Raw genomic sequence first — 17,808 nt, forward strand, 5'->3', positions numbered from 1 at the left:
TGAGAGCGGACGCAGAATGAAATATCGTCAGTTTTTTACTCTGATTTTTTCCGCACACACCTCTTGTTGTGAAGATGTTAACCGACAAAAACAAAATTAAACTCTATCAATAGTGAAACGGCAGGGCATTTGTTTCATAAAATGGCTTACCACCCCCGCATGGTTAGTATCTTTAACATCTTGTTATTGCACGGCGAGGAATGATAGAACCTTATCTATTGCCGGGCTGGCGGGACACAGGCTCGGAATGACACACGGAAAATGAAACAATCCACTGATTAAGGGACGAATCAATGAATAACTTGAGCAAAATGGCAGTCAGGGCAGCGGTTTCTTTGGCTCTGTTTGGATCAGTCTCCATGGCCAATGCGGCCGATACCATCAAGATCGGCATCGCCGGCCCCCTGACCGGCCCGGTCGCCCAGTACGGTGACATGCAGTTCACCGGTGGCAAGATGGCGGTCGAGCAGATCAACAAGGCGGGCGGCATCAAGGGCAAGCAGATCGAAGCCGTCATCTATGACGACGCCTGCGATCCCAAGCAGGCCGTGGCCATCGCCAACAAGGTGATCAACGACGGCGTCAAGTTCGTGGTCGGCCACCTCTGCTCAGACAACACCCTGCCCGCCTCCGACATCTATGAAGATGAAGGCGTGCTGATGGTGACCCCGGCGTCCACCAACCCCAAGATCACCGAGCGTGGCTACCAGCTGACCATGCGCACCATCGGTCTGGACAGCGACCAGGGCCCGACCGCCGCCAAGTACATCATCGAGCAGGTCAAACCCCAGCGCGTGGCCGTCATCCACGACAAGAAGCAGTACGGTGAAGGCATCGCCTCCAGCGTCAAGGCGGCGCTGGACAAGGCGGGCGTCAAGGTAGTGGCCTTTGAAGGCATCACCGCCGGGGACAAGGACTTCTCCGCCCTGATCGCCAAGCTGCAGAAAGAGAACGTCGATTTCGTCTACTACGGCGGCTACCACCCGGAACTGGGGCTGATCCTGCGCCAGGCCGGCGAGAAGGGTCTGAAGGCCAAGTTCATGGGTCCGGAAGGGGTGGGTAACAAGGACATCTCCGCCATCGGCGGCCCGGCGTCCGAAGGCCTGCTGGTCACCCTGCCGAACAAGTACGATCTGCTGCCTGCCAACGCCTCCATCGTGGAAGCGTTCAAGGCCAAGGGTCAGGACTCTTCAGGTCCCTTCGTCTGGACCACCTATGCAGCGGTACAGACCCTGGCGGCCGGCATCGCCAAGGCGGGTGAGGATGATCCGGCTGCCGTGGCTGCCGCCATCAAGGCCGCACCGGTCGACACCGTCATGGGCCCCCTGAGCTGGGCACCGAACGGTGACCTCAAGGGCTTCGAATTCGGTGTGTTCCAGTGGCACGCCGACGGTACCTCCACTCAAGTCAAATAATCTGCCGGTCGGGGTGACATGAGTCACCCCTCCTTTCTTTGCGGGCAAGTACAGGGAACGCGGTATGTCCGAACACCTTCTTTATCTGGTTCAGCAGTTGCTGAACGGATTGACCATAGGCAGCACCTATGCGTTGATCGCCATCGGCTACACCATGGTCTACGGCATCATCGGCATGATCAACTTCGCCCACGGCGAGGTCTACATGATCGGTTCCTATGTCGCCTTCATGGTGATGGCGGGGCTCACGATGATGGGCATCGACAGCACTGTGCTGCTGCTGGGCGGCGCCTTCCTGGTGAGCATCATCATCACCGGCAGCTATGGCTGGTCCATAGAGCGGGTGGCCTATCGTCCACTGCGGGGCGGCAACCGCCTCATCCCCCTCATCTCCGCCATCGGCATGTCGATCTTCCTGCAGAACATGATGCGGATGGCACAGGGCTCGCGCGATATCGCCATGCCCACCCTGATCTCCGGGGGCTGGACCCTGGGTGGTGAGGACGGCTTCCAGGCCAGTCTCTCCTACATGCAGCTCATCATCTTCGTGGTGACCTTCATCACCATGCTGGCGCTGACCCAGTTCATCAACCGATCCCGCATGGGCCGCGCCTGCCGCGCCTGTTCGGAAGACATCAAGATGGCCAACCTGCTGGGTATCGATACCCATGTGGTCATCTCCATCACCTTCGTGCTCGGGGCGGCCCTGGCCGCCGTCGCGGGCGTGCTGCTCGGCATGTATTACGGCGTCATCAACCCCTACCTCGGCTTTATGGCCGGTCTTAAGGCGTTTACGGCAGCGGTATTGGGCGGCATCGGCAGCATTCCTGGCGCCGTGATCGGCGGCCTGCTGCTCGGCGTCGTCGAGGCGCTCACCGCCGGTTACCTCAGCACCGAATACAAGGATGTGATGGCCTTCGCCCTGCTCATCTTTGTGCTCCTCTTTATGCCCACCGGCATCCTGGGTCGTCCGGAGGTCGAGAAGGTATGAAAAAACAATTTATCCATGCCTGTATCGCCAGCCTGATGCTGCTGGTGCTCTCCTTCTGGCTACTCGGCTTCAAGCTGGAGACCGATGGCTCCCGCCTGCTGGTGGTAAGCCGGCTCGATGTCTCCCTGGCCTGGCTGCTGGGGGGCGCCGCCCTGGTGTTCTGGTTCCAGCTGATGCGCGGCCAAATCAGTCGCCTGTTCCAGGCCTCCATCAGCGGCTTCTCCGTCGGCTTCACCAAGCTGGTGCTGCCGAGCCCGGAGGAGGCGCCCAAGCTCTATAACATCACCGCCATCCTGGTGCTGCTGTTTGCGGTCAGCTGGCCCTTCATGGCCTCGCGCGGTGCCATCGATCTGGCCACCCTGGCCCTCATCTACATCATGCTGGGCCTGGGCCTGAACGTGGTGGTGGGCCTCGCCGGCCTGCTGGATCTCGGTTACGTCGGCTTCTACGCGGTCGGCGCCTACAGCTACGCCCTGCTCAATACCTACTTCGGCCTGAGCTTCTGGGAGTGCCTGCCCATCGCCGGCCTGATGGCGGCCACCTTCGGCTTCCTGCTCGGCTTCCCGGTGTTGCGGCTGAGGGGAGACTATCTGGCCATCGTCACCCTGGGCTTTGGCGAGATCATCCGCATCCTGCTCAACAACATGACCACGCTGACCGGCGGCCCGAACGGCATCTCCGGCATTCCCAAGCCGACCCTGGGCGGCCTGGAGTTCAACCGTACCGTCAAGGACGGGGGCTTCGAGACCTTCCACGAGTTCTTCGGCATCGCCTACAACGCGAACCACAAGGTGATCTTCCTCTACCTGATGGCGCTGGTGCTGGTGGTGGCGACCCTGTTCGTCATCAACCGCCTGCTGCGCATGCCGCTGGGCCGTGCCTGGGAGGCGCTGCGGGAAGACGAGATTGCCTGCAAGTCACTGGGGCTCAACCCCACCATCATCAAGCTGACCGCCTTCACCATAGGCGCCTGCTTCGCGGGCTTCGCCGGCAGCTTCTTCGCCTCGCGCCAGGGCTTCATCAGCCCGGAGTCCTTCGTCTTCATCGAGTCGGCCATCGTCCTTGCGATCGTGGTGCTGGGCGGCATGGGCTCCCAGATCGGGGTGGTGCTGGCGGCCATCGTCATGACGGTGCTGCCTGAGCTGGCCCGTGAGTTCAACGAGTACCGCATGCTGATGTTCGGCCTCTTGATGGTGTTCATGATGATTTGGCGGCCGCAGGGACTGCTGCCCATGAGCCGACCCCATATGGAGCTGCGCAAATGAGCAAGCTGAACAACAATACCAACAACAAATTGCTCGACGTCTCGGATCTGTCGATGCGCTTCGGCGGCTTGCTGGCGGTCAACGGCGTCAAGCTGGATGTGGACAAGGGCGAGGTGATCTCCATCATAGGCCCCAACGGGGCGGGCAAGACCACCATCTTCAACTGCCTGACCGGTTTCTATCGCCCGACCGGTGGCACCATCCGCTACCGTGGCGAGGAGATCCAGGGATTGCCCGGCCATCTCATCGCCCGCAAGGGCATAGTGCGCACCTTCCAGCATGTGCGCCTGTTCAAGGAGATGACGGCGGTGGAGAACCTGCTGGTGGCCCAGCACAGGCATCTCAATACCGGCTTCATCGCCGGCCTGTTCAAGACCCCGGCCTTCCGCCGTGCCGAGAAAGAGGGGCTGGAGCAGTCCGCCTTCTGGCTGGAGAAGGTGGGCCTCAAGGATCTCGCGAACCGCGCCGCCGGCAACCTGGCCTATGGCCAGCAGCGCCGTCTCGAGATCGCCCGCTGCATGGCGACCCGGCCCGAGCTGCTGATGCTGGACGAGCCGGCCGCCGGTCTCAACCCGCACGAGACCGACGAGCTCAACGAACTCATCTCCAACCTGAGGGATGAGTTTGGCGTCTCCGTGTTGCTCATCGAGCACGACATGAAGCTGGTGATGGAGATCTCCAACCGCATCTTCGTGGTGAACCAGGGCACCCCGCTGGCCCACGGCAAGCCGGATGAAATCCGCAACAATCCGGCCGTGATCAAGGCCTATCTGGGCGAGTCGTAAGGACAAAAAGATGTTAGAACTTCGCAACGTATCGACCCACTACGGCAAGATCCAGGCGCTGCACGACGTCAGCGTCGAAGTAAAAGAGGGGGAAATCGTCACCCTGATCGGCGCCAACGGCGCCGGCAAGACCACCTTGCTGATGACACTGTGCGGCGAACCCAAGCCCAGCAGCGGCTCCATCTGGTTCGAGGGGGAACAGATCAACACCCTCAGCACGGCCCGCATCATGCGCAAGGACATCGCCGTGGTGCCGGAGGGGCGCCGCATCTTCGCCCGCCTGACGGTGCAGGAGAACCTGCTGATGGGGGCCTTCTTCGTCGACAAGGCCGAGCAACACGGCCTGCTGGATCAGGTATTCACCCTGTTCCCGCGCCTGCACGAGCGGCTGGAGCAGCGCGCTGGCACCATGTCCGGCGGCGAACAGCAGATGCTGGCCATCGGCCGCGCCCTGATGAGCAAGCCGCGCCTGCTGCTGCTGGACGAGCCCTCCCTGGGGTTGGCCCCCATCATCATCCAGCAGATCTTCGACACCATAGAGCAGCTGCGCCAGAAGGGGATGACCATCTTCCTGGTGGAGCAGAACGCGAACCAGGCGCTCAAACTGGCGGATCGGGGCTATGTGCTGGAAAACGGCCGGGTGGTGCTGCAAGACACCGGGGCGGCCCTGCTCGCCAACCCGGCAGTGCGCCAGGCCTATCTCGGCGGCTGATCATGAGCAGGGCAGAGAAAGCGCCGGACAGACACAGCTTCTGGCACGACCCTGCCCTGCCCTTCATCGAGGCGCGGGCGGTGCAGGATGGCCGCCACGTCTGCTACGACAAGCACAGCCACCCCCACTTCTCCATCGGCGCCATCACCGGCGGCCACAGCCACTACCTCAACCAGCGCAGCCTTCAGGAGGTCGGCCCGGGCTCCCTGGTGCTGATGAACCCGGAAGAGGTGCACGCCTGCAATCCCATCGCGGATCAGCCCTGGTCCTATCTGATGTTCTACCTCGATACCGACTGGCTGCGCAGCCAGCAGGAGGAAGCGGGACTTGGCAGCGAGTTCAGGCCCTTCGACATGACGGCAAGCCGGGATCCCCTGCTCTATCAGGGTTTGCAGCACCTCCATCACCAGCTGGTGCAAGGGCCGGATCCCCTGGCCCGCGAGGTGGCCTGCCACCTGTTCAGTCGCCAGTTGCTGGCGAGGCTCACCCCGGCCAGCTGGGACGATCGCCCGCCCCAGCACCTGCAACGGGCTGCCGAGCTGATGCAGGACGACAGCGCCAGCCCCCTCAGCCTTGCCGAACTGAGCGCCGTGGCCGGGCTCACTCCCTCCCACTTCGTGCGCGCCTTCAGCCACCATTACGGCATGACCCCCCACGCCTATCTGCTGGATAGGCGCATCCGCCACGCCCGCACCCTGCTCAGGCAGGGGCAGCCCCTGGCCGAGGTCGCCCTGGCCAGCGGCTTCGCGGATCAGGCCCACTTCCAGCGCCAGTTCAAACGTCGGGTCGCCGCCACCCCGGGCCAGTACAGGACCCAGCTCACCCGTCAGGCTGAACGCACCAGATAGGCGGCGCTGAGCAGCAACAAGAGCGCCATGGCCCGGTTGAACCAGCGCATTCGGCGAGGCACGAGCAGCAGCCCCTGCATGCAACTGCCGGCATAGGCCCAGCAGGCGATGGAGCCGAGGCAGATCACCAGATAAATAGCGGTAAACAGGGCGATCTGCCCCACCCCGCCCGCGACACCATAGGCCCCCATGCCCATGCTGGCCGCCAGCCAGGCCTTGGGATTGAGCCACTGCATCAGGGCCCCGTACCAGAAGGCGGGGGGCGCCCCCTCGACCCGCTCCAGTTGCCCCCTGTCCACCAGCAGTTGCCAGGCCATGTAACAGAGAAAAAGCACGCCGCCCCAGTGGATGGCGCCCGCCGCTACCGGCCACTGGGACAGGGCACCGCCGAGGCCCAACCCCATCAGCAGGAGCAGGAAAATGAAGCCGAGGGTCGCCCCCACCACGTGGCGCAGGCTGGCCGGGAAGCCGTAACGGGCGCCGGTGCCGAGGGCGACCAGGTTGACCGGGCCGGGGGAGATGGACATGGCCAGGGCAAACCCGGACATGGACAACAACAGACTGATTTCCATGGATGAGACTCACGCAAAGGATTGAGTCACCAGCCTATCCGGCCCACCCAAGCCAATATTGAAGGAAATTGCGATCCTGCGGCACATGGCGAGGCGCATTGCGGGCTTAGCGCCGGCCCCGGCTTGCGGTAAACTGGCTCTCAATCATCTATTTGCAGGACATCTCAATGGACCAGTTTGCCCATATCAGCGCCCAAGATGCCCACCAGAAGCTGGAGGCCGGTGAGGCCCGTCTCGTGGACATTCGCGATCCCCAATCCTTCGAGACGGCCCACGCGGTCGGCGCCTTCCACCTCACCAACGGTACCCTGGTTCGCTTCATGAACGAGGTGGACTTCGATACACCGGTCATAGTGATGTGCTATCACGGCAACAGCAGCCAGGGGGCGGCCCAGTATCTGCTGCAACAGGGCTATGACGCCGTCTACAGCCTGGACGGCGGCTTCGAGGCCTGGCGCAGGGAGTTCCCGATCCAGGCAGGCGACGCATGACAGGGGCGGGCCACACCTCCCCGGCCGGCATGATCCAGCTGCTGGTGCTGGGGGACGCCCGCATGGCCCAGGCGCTGGTGGATTACCTCGCCACCCTGGGCATCCCGTGCGAGCTGACCCAGTCCGAGCTCGGCGTCTCCGTCTGGCTGGCGGACGAGCGGCGCCTCGCCCAGGCCCAGCAGGAGGTGAAGCGCTTCCTTGCCGAGCCCAATCACCCCCGCTACATGGAGGCCTCCTGGCAATCCGGCCGGGCGGATGCCCGCATCGACTACAGCAAGGGGATGACGGATCCGGTCACCGACTTCCTCCATCAGGCGGGCCCCCTGACCCTGGTGGTCATCATCGCCTGCCTGGCCATCTATGCCCTGGATGCCATCGGCCTGCCCATCTTCGACGAGCTGGCATTCCACCCTACCCTGGCCCAGTTCACCGACTGGCAGGCCTGGCGCTACGTCACCCCGGCCTTCATCCACTTCTCGGTGCTGCACCTGGTGTTCAACCTGCTGTGGTGGTGGTATCTCGGCGGCCAGATCGAGCAGCGGCTCGGCAGCGGCAAGCTGTTCATCCTGCTCATCGTCGGCGCTGCATTGCCCAATATCGCCGAGTTTTTCGTGAGTGGCCCGCGCTTTGGCGGCCTATCCGGGGTGGTCTATGCCCTGCTCGGCTACAGCTGGCTGCGTGCCAGACTGCAGCCCGCCTGCGGCCTCACCATGCCGCCGGCCCTGATGGGCTTCATGCTGATCTGGCTGGTACTCGGCTTCTTCGACATGCTCGGTACCCCCACCGCCAATATGGCCCATCTGGTGGGTCTGCTGGTCGGCCTGCTGCAAGGCTGGCTGGACAGGCATCACAGGCCCGTTTGAAGCGTTGTTGTCGGCAGGGTGTCCAACAATGTGCCGCAGCCTGCTGCCACAGTGTTTCGCCAGAAAACAAAACGCCGCCCCCAGGGGCGGCGTTGTTATTGGCCGACAGGCTTACTGCTTGAGCAGGCTGCCGTCGGTCACCTTGACCATGGCGCCGTCGCTCGCGAAGAAGCTGCCGAACTGGGTCTGCATCTCGGTGGTGACGGCGCCGGTCGGATCGAAGTTCTCGTCCGGTGCCAGCAGCGAGCTGTGTCCCCCCGCCACGAAGCGGGCAGCGTGGTGGTTGGCCGCGCCGGTCGCGCTCAGGGGTTGCAGTGCCAGCACCTTGAACAGCGGCTCGGTGCCACCCAGGGGCGCGGTGGCAATGCTGTTCGGGATCACCCGATCCGACAGGCTCAGGGCGCCATCGCCGACGACTTCCGTGGCAAACAGCGGGAAGTCCGCCGCTATGCCGCGACCCAGGTTGATCGGATCCGCCGAATCCAGCACCGACTGAGCTGCAAAGCTGTAGCTCTGCAGGGTACCGGCCGCGCTCGCCTGAGTGGTTGCATCCAGGCTCGGCAGGAACTCGTTGACGAAGCAGGTCGGCACCGCGGTCTTGCAGTTCGGCGCATAGGCGGTGAAGGCCGTCTTCAGGGCGGCACTGCTACCGGTGAGCACGCTCATCTGGATCGTCGGGCCAAAGGTCGGCGAGTTCAGCAGCAGCGGGGCAATGCCGCCCCCCGGCATCGCCAGACCGCCGGTGTCGAACTTGAACAGGGCATCGGCCTGGGGATTGCCGATGGACTGGTTGGCCACCGCCAGCAGGTTGGCGCCCGCGATGGCACCCAGGGAGTGACCCAGGAAGTGCACCTTGAGGCTGCCTGTGGTGCCGATGGCACCCTTGGCATTGGCCAGCCCCACCGCCAGACGCAGGCCCAGCAGATCCGCCACGCTCTGTTTCAGGTTGTCGCGCGCCACCGTCAGGTAGCTCAGGTTCAGGTAGGGGGTCGGGTTGTCGGAGGTGGTCACCGAGTCCATGCTGCCAGTCAGGGCGAAGCCGCGCTCACCGTGCAGCGGATGATCGATCACCACCACGGCCACGTTCTTGCTCGCCTGAGCGCCGGCGCCAATCTGGCCCAATGCCAGCGCGTAGGCATTCTCCTTCACCGAGGTGACGCCGTGCTGATAGATGATCACGTCTGTGATGGCTGTCAGCGGCGCGGCGGCGAAGATCCGCATCGGCACGGACTGCACCTCTTCCAGCGCCGGCAGCGGGTTGAAGCGGCCTATGTTCATCTCGGGATCCAGCGGCTTGCCGCCGGAGGTGAGGGTCACCCCGATCAGCTTGCTCGCCTCCGCCAGCAACTCGGCCTGACGGCTCGGATCGGCGATGAGCTCGCCCAGCAGAGCCGGATCCACACCGGCGCCCACCAGGCCGCCGATCACCTCGGCATCCTGGGCCTTCAGTGCATTGGCGATGGCGTAGAGGCTGGGGATGGCGCCGTGCCAGGACTGGGTCCTGGCCTTGTCCCAGGAGCCGGCAGTGGCCGGAGAGGAGAGGAAGTAGGGCAGCTTGACGGTGCCAGTATAGACCGTGGTCATCTGGGCCAGGCCGTTGAGCGGGGTGCCGGTACCAAAGGCGGCGGCCAACGCATCCTTCTGCTCTTGCGGCAGGAAGGGCTCTGCATCTAGCTGGGTCAGGAAGGGGTTGCCACCGCTCACCGCCAGGGTGTAGGTACCCGGCAGGCTGGTGTTGCCCAGGGCATCCTGCTTCCACAGGGCGGCAGCGTCCAGGGTCGGGCTCTTCAGCACGGAGGCGGCCGCCCCTTTCACCGCCACCAGCACGTCGGCGCCGGACTGGGTACCGAACCAGTCGGAGAAGATCACGTGGTCACTGGTGATGCCGGTAGCCGCCTTGAACAGCCCTTCCTGCAGCGCGATCAGGCCGCTGATGGTCTGCTCTTGGGCATTGCTGCCGGTGCTGGTCTTGTAGTTGCTGTAGTCGCTACCCGCCCGCAGGGGGTTGCCGCTGCTGTCCTTGAGCGAATCGGTCGCCACTATCATGTAGTAGGAAGAGGGATTGAGCGGCTTGAGCGGCACCAGGTTCAGCTTGCCCGCCGACTCGGCGACCACGAAGTCTACCCCGTAGGCCAGCACCTTCTTCACGCCACTCGGGCGCAGGGCGGCGCTGTCGAATTCCAGCTCCAGCAGGTAGAGCGGGGCCACGGAAGCACCGAATTCGCCGGCGGCTGGCGCCTTGACGGTGATGCCCGAGGCAGTCACGGGCACTATCTGGATCGCCTGGGTTGTGGACCAGCCATCCAGGGTGGAGAGGGCGGAGACTGGATTGGAGAGATCGGCCGTTTCGGTCGAGAACTTCAGGGTGCCGTCACTGGCACGGGCAGCCAGGGCGCTAGGGCGCGCCGCATTGGTGCCGCTCAGCAGATAATCGAGATAGCTTGAGGTATCGCCTTTGTTGTCGTCACTGCCACCACAACCGCTCAGCAGCGCACTGACAACGGCCGCATAAATTAGCTTTTTTTTCATATCCTTATCTCTTTTATGTTGTTATCCATGATGAGCCTGACGGGGTAGGGTCCAAACCCGACCGAATCATATTAACAGCAACGCAACAATTAATAAGCCTCTGGTCGGTCATCTGATCTGATTTTTTTGTGTACAACATCAAGGAACTGGAATTGAACCCGGACGAGAAAGGGTAGCAGCCTTACTGTTATCGCCAGACCCGACCAGAGCCTTTCAGGGCCAGTGGCGCAAAAAGCCGCCCCGATCTCGGCAAAGAGAGGGATTTGTCGGTAGAATGGCGCCATTGCTCAAGGAGAACCCCATGATCGACCCGAAAAAACTGGAAGAGATCGCCAAACAGATACACAACGCCCTGCCGCCCGGCATTCGCAGCATGGGTGAAGAGGTGGAGAAGAAGACTCGTCAGGTGCTGCAGGCCCAGTTGGGCAAGCTGGATCTGGTCAGCCGCGAGGAGTTCGACGTGCAGACCAAGGTGCTGCTGCGCACCCGGGAGAAGCTGGCCGCCCTCGAGGCCAAGCTGGCCCAGCTCGAGCAGCAGCTCGGCGCCAAGGGCGAGTAATCCGGCTCGACGTCCCGTCGGCACATAAGACAAACCCCAGCCTGGCTGGGGTTTGTTGTTTCTGGCTCACCGAAGAGACTGGTGAATCGCCCTCGGCTAGCGCTCAGATAAATTCGTAGGCGTCGCCGAAGATGCGCTCGGGCTCGGCACCCAGCACCTTGAACTCCTCACGAGCGGCACCCGCCATCTCGAAGCGACCGGCCACATAGATGTCGTAGTCATGCAGACTGACGAAGTCATCCATGATGGCCTTGTGCACCAGGCCGGTCTTGCCGGTCCAGTCCGCCTCAGGCTCCTGTACCACGGGGATGAAGGTCAGCGGCGCATAGTCGCGCTCCCACTGCTGCATCTGCCCCTGCTCATAGAGCCAGTGCGCCTGGCGCACGCCCCAGTAGAGGAACACCGGGCGCTTGCTGCCGGTATCGATCAGATACTCCAGGATGGCACGGGCGTAGGAGAAACCTGTGCCCCCAGCCATCAGGATCAGGGGGCGTGGCGATTCGTCACGCAGGAACGCCTTGCCCGCCGCCAGTTCGATCTCGATCTCTCCCTGCTCGCGCATGCGGGCCAGCACCTGACCGGCGTAGGCATTTTCCGGGGTGGCACCGATCTGCAGCTCCAGCACACCGGAGCGGGTCGGCGAGTTGGCGATGGAGAAGGGGCGCTTGTCCGAATCGCTCATCACCACCAGCAGATACTGGCCAGGCTTGAAGCTCACCGCTTGCTGCGGCGTCAGGGCCACGTGCCAGATGGTGTCGACATATTCGCGCAGTTCCTCTACGCGGCACTTGATACGTTGCATTCTTGTCCTTGTGAGGGGCCTGCCCGGCCCGCTTCGCTCATGGTTTCACTGTTTTTATGGCGACCAGTTGGTGGTCAAGTCAGTCGAGCATACCCAATTCGGCACGGCAATACCGCACTTTTGCGTCGGTATGGCCGCCAGCCCGGGTGGGTCGCTCAGTCGAGGATCTTCAACTCGTCCCAGATCCCGTCGATCTTCTGCTTCACCGCCTCGTCCTGGACGATGGGCTGACCCCACTCCCGGTTGCTCTCTCCCGGCCACTTGTTGGTGGCATCCAGCCCCATCTTGGAGCCGAGCCCCGAGACCGGCGAGGCGAAGTCGAGGTAGTCGATGGGGGTGTGTTCGATCAAGGTGGTGTCCCGCGCCGGGTCCATCCTGGTGGTGATGGCCCAGATCACGTCCTTCCAGTCCCGGGCGTTGATGTCGTCGTCGCAGACGATCACGAACTTGGTGTACATGAACTGGCGCAAGAAGGACCAGACCCCCAGCATCACCCGCTTGGCATGGCCGGGATAACGCTTCTTGATGGTCACCACCGCCATCCGGTAGGAGCAGCCTTCCGGTGGCAGGTAAAAGTCCACGATTTCGGGGAACTGCTTCTGCAGCAACGGCACGAACACCTCGTTCAATGCCACTCCGAGCACGGCGGGCTCATCGGGTGGACGGCCTGTGTAGGTGCTGTGATAGATGGCGTCGCGACGCATTGTCATGTGGGTGATGGTGAACACCGGGAACTCGTCCACCTCGTTGTAGTAGCCGGTGTGATCCCCATAGGGGCCCTCGGGCGCCATCTCGCCGGGCTCCAGATAGCCCTCCAGCACGATCTCGGCGCTGGCGGGCACCTCAAGATCGCAGCTCAGGGCCTTCACTACCTCGGTGCGGCTGCCCCGCAGCAGGCCGGCGAAGGCGTACTCGGAGAGACTGTCCGGCACCGGCGTCACAGCGCCGAGTATGGTCGCAGGGTCGGCGCCGAGGGCCACCGCCACCGGGAAACGCTCCCCTGGATGGGCCTCCTGCCACTCGCGAAAATCGATGGCCCCCCCACGATGATCCAGCCAGCGCATGATCAGCTTGTTCTTGCCGATCTTCTGCTGCCGGTAGATACCGAGGTTCTGGCGCTTCTTGTAGGGACCGCGGGTGATAGTCAGCCCCCAGGTCACCAGGGGGGCCACGTCACCTGGCCAGCAGTGCTGGATCGGGATCTGGTCCAGATCCACCGCGTCTCCCTCCAGCACCACCTGCTGACAGGGGGCGGAGGAGAGCCGCTTGGTCGGCATGTTGAGCACCTGCTTGAAGATGGGCAGCTTCTCCATCAGCTCCTTGAGGCCGCGGGGCGGCTCGGGCTCCTTCAGGTAAGAGAGCCACACCCCGACCTGGCGCAAGGCACCGACGTTGGGTTGGCCCATGCCCATGGCGACCCGATCCGGGGTGCCGAACAGGTTGGTCAGCACCGGCATGGAGTAACCTTTGGGATTCTCGAACAGCAGGGCCGGGCCGCCCGCACGCAGGGTGCGGTCGCTGATCTCGGTCATCTCCAGATAGGGGTCTATCTCGCGGCTGATGCGCTTGAGCTGTCCGGTTTGTTCCAGCTGCGCGATGAAATCACGCAAGTCCTTGTATTTCATGCAGGTACCCTAGCGGGATCAGGAGGTTCCGCATTATAACCCTGGCCGCGCATCCGGTGTACCCGTATCGGGCAGCATCACGGACGAGGTGTGACGCCGCTCCTGCCGGGTAAGCCTATCTGCCAGCTGGCCCAGCAACCTGGGCTCGTCCATCTGCAACAACAGACCGGCCACCAGGCCGCCATATTGATGCCTGCCGAGCTCCGCCAGCAGATATTGCTGGGCACCATCCGGCAGCGGTGAAAGCCGGCTGAGCTGCTGCAAGGCGGGGATCATCAGCCGCCCGTTGCGGCTGGCGGCGATCAGCAGATCGCTCGCCTCCTGGCCGGTATGGAAGCGGGAAATGGAGTGCAGGGCCGTCAGGCTGTCGTGATCCACGGGCTGGCGCCACAGCTTCAGATACAGTGCGGTGTCACCGGTCCGCTCGATGAGGTGCAGCAGCAACTGGTTGTCAGGCAGGAAGAGATTGAGGGAGGCGAGCCGGTCGGCCTCGCGTCGCAGCACTGGAACGGGCTGGTCATCGAGCACGGCCAGCAGCGCCTGTTGCTGCCGGGCCAGCTCAGGGTTGCGGCTGTAGTAGAGCTGCTTGTAGTCGAAGCTGTTCCGCTCCAGCAGTTGGCGGTAGTTGTCCTGCCAGGCCAGTTGCTGCCAGTGGCTGAGCACCAGCCTGGCCTCGGCGGCAAAATCATAGGCGGGCAGCTGGACCAGGAAACCGTCCACCTCCCCCTCCACCAGCCATTGCGGCGCCTTGGCGGCCTGCGCCCGCACCCAGGCCAGCAGGGCGGGGCTGGGTGCATCCGATGACTTGAGCCCGCTCAGCAGCTGATGCAGCAAGTACTCCCGCTGCCCCACCGACAGGGTCTCGAGCAGCGAGTCCATGGCATCAAACTGCCCCAATGCCATGCGGCTATCCAGGTACGCCCGGTGCCCCTCCAACCCCTCGTCCGCCACCAGAGGTGCCTGCAGCTGCGGCAGGGTATCAGCATGCACAGGGGCAGCCAGCATCCAGCAGAGTCCGATGAGAAATACCAGCTTCATGACGTCCCTTTCCTTGTGACATCGAGGCTACATACTACTAAGCCAGCCGTGAAATAGATAAACAAAAACCGCGACCTGGGCCGCGGTTCTGTCATTCCAAGATGCAGTTATTTCTGCTGACGCTTCATGGAGTCGAAGAACTCGTCATTGGTCTTGGTGGCTGCCAGCTTGTCGATGAGGAACTCGATGCTGTCGATCTCGCCCATGGGGTGAATGATCTTGCGCAGTATCCACATCTTCTGCAGCTCGTCCGGCGCGGTCAGCAGCTCTTCCTTGCGGGTGCCGGAGCGGGTGATGTCGATGGCCGGGTAGACGCGCTTCTCGGCAATCTTGCGCGAGAGGTGCAGTTCCATGTTGCCAGTACCCTTGAACTCTTCGTAGATGACTTCATCCATCTTGGAGCCGGTATCGATCAGCGCGGTGGCGATGATGGTCAGGCTGCCGCCTTCCTCGACGTTACGGGCCGCACCGAAGAAGCGCTTCGGACGATGCAGGGCGTTGGCGTCCACACCACCGGTCAGCACCTTGCCGGATGACGGGATGACGGTGTTGTAGGCGCGCGCCAGACGGGTGATGGAGTCCAGCAGGATCACCACGTCCTTCTTGTGCTCGACCAGGCGCTTGGCCTTCTCAATCACCATCTCGGCAACCTGGACGTGACGGGAGGCAGGCTCGTCGAAGGTGGAGGCGATCACTTCACCCTTCACCATGCGCTGCATCTCGGTCACTTCTTCCGGACGCTCGTCGATCAGCAGGACGATAAGTTCGCAGTCCGGGTGGTTGTAAGCGATGCTCTGGGCGATGTTCTGCAGCAGCATGGTCTTACCGGCCTTGGGCGGTGCGACGATGAGGCCACGCTGACCTTTACCAATCGGGGAAGCCAGATCCAGCACACGAGCGGTGATATCTTCGGTGGAACCGTTGCCACGCTCCATGCGCAGACGCTCGTTGGCGTGCAGGGGGGTCAGGTTTTCGAACAGGATCTTGTTGCGGGAGTTTTCCGGACGGTCGTAGTTGACGTCGTTGACCTTGAGCAGCGCGAAGTAGCGCTCACCCTCTTTCGGCGGCCGGATCTTGCCGGAGATGGTATCACCGGTACGCAGGTTGAAGCGGCGGATCTGGCTCGGGGAGACATAGATGTCATCCGGGCCTGCCAGATAGGAGCCGTCTGCGCTGCGCAGGAAGCCAAAGCCGTCGGTCAGGATTTCCAGCACACCGTCGCCAAAGATATCCTCGCCACCCTTGGCGTGCGCCTTGAGGATCGCGAAGATGATGTCTTTCTTGTGCGCCCGAGCCAGATTTTCCAACCCCATGGATTCGCCAAGCTGTACCAGCTCGGACACAGGAGTGTTCTTTAATTCAGTCAGATTCATAGTGGTGAAAGTCTGTAAGCAAGGATTGAAATGAGGAGACAGTCTGCTGGATTGATGCTGATCGGATTTGACTTGCCAGGCTGCTGTTAAGCAAAGAGTCAGGCAAAAAGGTTAGCAAACGAGCGATAAACTAGCACCAATCGGGATGAGCGTCTAGGTGATAAAACACAAGGAGCGCATTATTGCAATGCGCTCCTTCTTGATTATTACAGGTTACCGTCCAGGAACTCTTTCAGCTGAGTCTTGGACAGGGCGCCGACCTTGGTCGCTGCCACTTCGCCATTCTTGAACAGCAAGAGGGTCGGGATACCGCGAATGCCATACTTGGGCGGAGTGTCGGCGTTATGATCGATGTTCAATTTCGCCACGGTCACGCGACCGGCATATTCTTGGGCGACTTCGTTCAGGATCGGGGCAATCATCTTGCACGGACCGCACCATTCAGCCCAGAAATCGACCAGAACGGGGCTGTCGGCTTTGATTACATCGGCCTCGAAGCTGGCATCGCTCAGCTGAACAATCTTGTCACTCATCTCCAACTCCAGTCAGTAATTAAGGCTTTATTGATGGTTCAACAAAGGCAATAGTTGCCCTATTTGAAATGATCCTGTTTATTATTGCAAGCCTAACCTGATAACCTACCGCCATGAGCAAAACACACTTAACGACCGAAAAATTCGCCCAAATGGGCCTCGAACCCGAAGTTCTGGCTGGTCTGGAATCAAAGGGATTTCACTATTGTACGCCCATCCAGGCACTGTCTCTGCCGCTGCTGGTAGAAGGCCATGACCTCGCCGGTCAGGCCCAGACGGGGACCGGCAAGACCCTTGCCTTCCTGGCCGCGACCTTCAACTATCTATTGACCCATCCGCTGACCAGGCCGCGCCTCGTCAACCAGCCCCGCGCCATCATCATGGCCCCGACCCGGGAGCTGGCGGTCCAGATCTACAACGATGCAGAAGGCATGTCCGCCTCCACCGGGCTCAAGCTCGGCCTCGCCTATGGTGGCGAAGGCTATGACAAGCAGCTGGCCGTGCTGGAACAGGGTGTCGACATCCTGATCGGCACCACGGGCCGCATCATCGACTACTTCAAGTCCAATGTGATCGATCTGGGCAACATCCAGGTCGTGGTGCTGGATGAAGCGGATCGCATGTTCGATCTCGGCTTCATCAAGGACATCCGCTTCCTGTTCCGCCGCATGCCGCCCGCCACCGAGCGTCTGAGCATGCTGTTCTCCGCCACCCTCTCCCTGCGGGTGCAGGAGCTGGCCTACGAGCACATGAACCACCCGGAACACGTGCAGATCGAGCCGGAGCAGATGACCGGCGTGCGGATCAAGGAGGAGCTGTTCTACCCCTCCAACGAAGACAAGATGCTGCTGTTGCTCTCCCTGATGGAAGAGGAGTGGCCGGAAAAAGCCATCGTCTTCGCCAACACCAAGCATGTCTGCGAAGACGTGCATGCGTGGCTGGAGAACGACGGCCACCGCGTCGGCCTGCTGACCGGTGACGTGCCGCAGAAGAAGCGGATGAAGATCCTGGAAGACTTCACCAAGGGAACGCTGGACATCCTGGTCGCCACCGACGTGGCCGCCCGTGGTCTGCACATCCCCGACGTGACCCATGTCTTCAACTATGACCTGCCCGACGACGCCGAAGACTATGTACACCGTATCGGTCGTACCGGTCGTGCCGGCAAGAGCGGTCACTCCATCAGCCTGGCCTGTGAAGACTATGCCTTCAACCTGCCGGCCATCGAGGAGTACATCCACCACCCGATCCCGGTCAGCAAGTACGATCGCGAATCCCTGCTGGATGACGTAACCGCCCCGAAACGGGTGTTCCGCAACCGCCAGCCGGTGAACCGCAACATGCGGGATCGCCAGGGTGGTGGCAACAGCAACAACCGCCGCCGTCCGCCACGCAAGAACTGAGGGA

General features: G+C 62.2%; 17 protein-coding genes. 10 read left to right on the plus strand and 7 right to left on the minus strand.

Features of this window, described 5'->3' with window-relative positions; translation table 11 throughout:
- Positions 1 to 293: 293 nt before the first annotated feature.
- The 6 genes from ACB039_RS17270 to ACB039_RS17295 all read left to right on the plus strand — a co-directional run bounded on the left by ACB039_RS17270 (position 294) and on the right by ACB039_RS17295 (position 6,016).
- Positions 294 to 1,415, plus strand: a complete 1,122-nt coding sequence (locus ACB039_RS17270; protein WP_041206698.1) for a branched-chain amino acid ABC transporter substrate-binding protein — start codon at positions 294 to 296, stop codon at positions 1,413 to 1,415.
- A 64-nt stretch (positions 1,416 to 1,479) separates the two neighbouring features.
- On the plus strand, positions 1,480 to 2,406 hold the full coding sequence (livH, locus tag ACB039_RS17275) for a high-affinity branched-chain amino acid ABC transporter permease LivH (RefSeq protein ID WP_005330030.1): 927 nt from the start codon (positions 1,480 to 1,482) through the stop codon (positions 2,404 to 2,406).
- The gene (locus ACB039_RS17280) at positions 2,403 to 3,671 is read left to right on the plus strand and encodes a high-affinity branched-chain amino acid ABC transporter permease LivM (protein ID WP_005330027.1); all 1,269 of its coding nucleotides are present in this window, start codon (positions 2,403 to 2,405) and stop codon (positions 3,669 to 3,671) included. The genes livH and ACB039_RS17280 overlap by 4 nt, the downstream gene beginning before the upstream one ends.
- Positions 3,668 to 4,456, plus strand: a complete 789-nt coding sequence (gene livG, locus ACB039_RS17285) for a high-affinity branched-chain amino acid ABC transporter ATP-binding protein LivG (RefSeq protein WP_371166100.1) — start codon at positions 3,668 to 3,670, stop codon at positions 4,454 to 4,456. The genes ACB039_RS17280 and livG overlap by 4 nt, the downstream gene beginning before the upstream one ends.
- 10 nt (positions 4,457 to 4,466) lie before the next feature.
- Positions 4,467 to 5,168, plus strand: coding sequence for an ABC transporter ATP-binding protein (locus ACB039_RS17290; RefSeq protein WP_005330014.1), 702 nt, complete (start codon positions 4,467 to 4,469; stop codon positions 5,166 to 5,168).
- 2 nt (positions 5,169 to 5,170) lie between these two features.
- Positions 5,171 to 6,016 carry a helix-turn-helix domain-containing protein gene (locus tag ACB039_RS17295; RefSeq protein ID WP_371166101.1) on the plus strand — a complete coding sequence of 282 codons (846 nt, stop codon included), beginning with the start codon at positions 5,171 to 5,173 and terminating at the stop codon, positions 6,014 to 6,016.
- Here the strand turns inward: ACB039_RS17295 and ACB039_RS17300 are convergent.
- Positions 5,995 to 6,588, minus strand: a complete 594-nt coding sequence (locus tag ACB039_RS17300; protein ID WP_371166102.1) for a LysE family translocator — start codon at positions 6,586 to 6,588, stop codon at positions 5,995 to 5,997. The genes ACB039_RS17295 and ACB039_RS17300 overlap by 22 nt on opposite strands.
- Before the next feature lie 167 nt (positions 6,589 to 6,755).
- On the opposite strand from ACB039_RS17300, the gene glpE reads away from it, so the two are divergent.
- Together glpE and glpG are read left to right on the plus strand one after the other, a co-directional pair.
- Positions 6,756 to 7,079 (plus strand): thiosulfate sulfurtransferase GlpE, encoded by a 324-nt coding sequence (glpE, locus tag ACB039_RS17305; RefSeq protein WP_005330007.1) that lies wholly within the window; start codon positions 6,756 to 6,758, stop codon positions 7,077 to 7,079.
- A 29-nt stretch (positions 7,080 to 7,108) separates the two neighbouring features.
- Positions 7,109 to 7,942, plus strand: a complete 834-nt coding sequence (glpG, locus tag ACB039_RS17310) for a rhomboid family intramembrane serine protease GlpG (protein ID WP_371166109.1) — start codon at positions 7,109 to 7,111, stop codon at positions 7,940 to 7,942.
- Positions 7,943 to 8,053: 111 nt separating this feature from the next.
- On the opposite strand, the gene ACB039_RS17315 is transcribed toward glpG, so the two are convergent.
- Positions 8,054 to 10,471 carry a VolA/Pla-1 family phospholipase gene (locus ACB039_RS17315; protein ID WP_371166103.1) on the minus strand — a complete coding sequence of 806 codons (2,418 nt, stop codon included), beginning with the start codon at positions 10,469 to 10,471 and terminating at the stop codon, positions 8,054 to 8,056.
- Positions 10,472 to 10,772: 301 nt separating this feature from the next.
- On the opposite strand from ACB039_RS17315, the gene ACB039_RS17320 reads away from it, so the two are divergent.
- Complete coding sequence (locus tag ACB039_RS17320; protein ID WP_041206692.1) at positions 10,773 to 11,030, plus strand: accessory factor UbiK family protein; 258 nt, start codon at positions 10,773 to 10,775, stop codon at positions 11,028 to 11,030.
- Positions 11,031 to 11,133: 103 nt separating this feature from the next.
- On the opposite strand, the gene fre is transcribed toward ACB039_RS17320, so the two are convergent.
- The 5 genes from fre to trxA form a co-directional block, all read right to left on the minus strand.
- On the minus strand, positions 11,134 to 11,832 hold the full coding sequence (gene fre, locus ACB039_RS17325) for an NAD(P)H-flavin reductase (RefSeq protein WP_005328900.1): 699 nt from the start codon (positions 11,830 to 11,832) through the stop codon (positions 11,134 to 11,136).
- A gap of 155 nt (positions 11,833 to 11,987) precedes the next feature.
- Entirely contained in the window at positions 11,988 to 13,457 is a 1,470-nt protein-coding gene (gene ubiD, locus ACB039_RS17330; protein ID WP_025328827.1) for a 4-hydroxy-3-polyprenylbenzoate decarboxylase, read from the minus strand.
- A gap of 33 nt (positions 13,458 to 13,490) precedes the next feature.
- Entirely contained in the window at positions 13,491 to 14,495 is a 1,005-nt protein-coding gene (locus ACB039_RS17335) for a hypothetical protein (protein ID WP_371166104.1), read from the minus strand.
- 107 nt (positions 14,496 to 14,602) lie between these two features.
- Complete coding sequence (gene rho, locus ACB039_RS17340) at positions 14,603 to 15,868, minus strand: transcription termination factor Rho (RefSeq protein ID WP_010672370.1); 1,266 nt, start codon at positions 15,866 to 15,868, stop codon at positions 14,603 to 14,605.
- 206 nt (positions 15,869 to 16,074) lie between these two features.
- On the minus strand, positions 16,075 to 16,401 hold the full coding sequence (gene trxA, locus ACB039_RS17345; protein WP_025328829.1) for a thioredoxin TrxA: 327 nt from the start codon (positions 16,399 to 16,401) through the stop codon (positions 16,075 to 16,077).
- 113 nt (positions 16,402 to 16,514) lie between these two features.
- On the opposite strand from trxA, the gene rhlB reads away from it, so the two are divergent.
- Positions 16,515 to 17,804: an ATP-dependent RNA helicase RhlB gene (gene rhlB / locus ACB039_RS17350; RefSeq protein WP_042648688.1), complete on the plus strand. Its 1,290-nt coding sequence runs from the start codon at positions 16,515 to 16,517 to the stop codon at positions 17,802 to 17,804.
- Positions 17,805 to 17,808: the final 4 nt, after the last annotated feature.

It is taken from the genome of Aeromonas sp. S2(2024), from assembly GCF_041402505.1.
GTDB classification, from domain to species: domain Bacteria; phylum Pseudomonadota; class Gammaproteobacteria; order Enterobacterales; family Aeromonadaceae; genus Aeromonas; species Aeromonas media.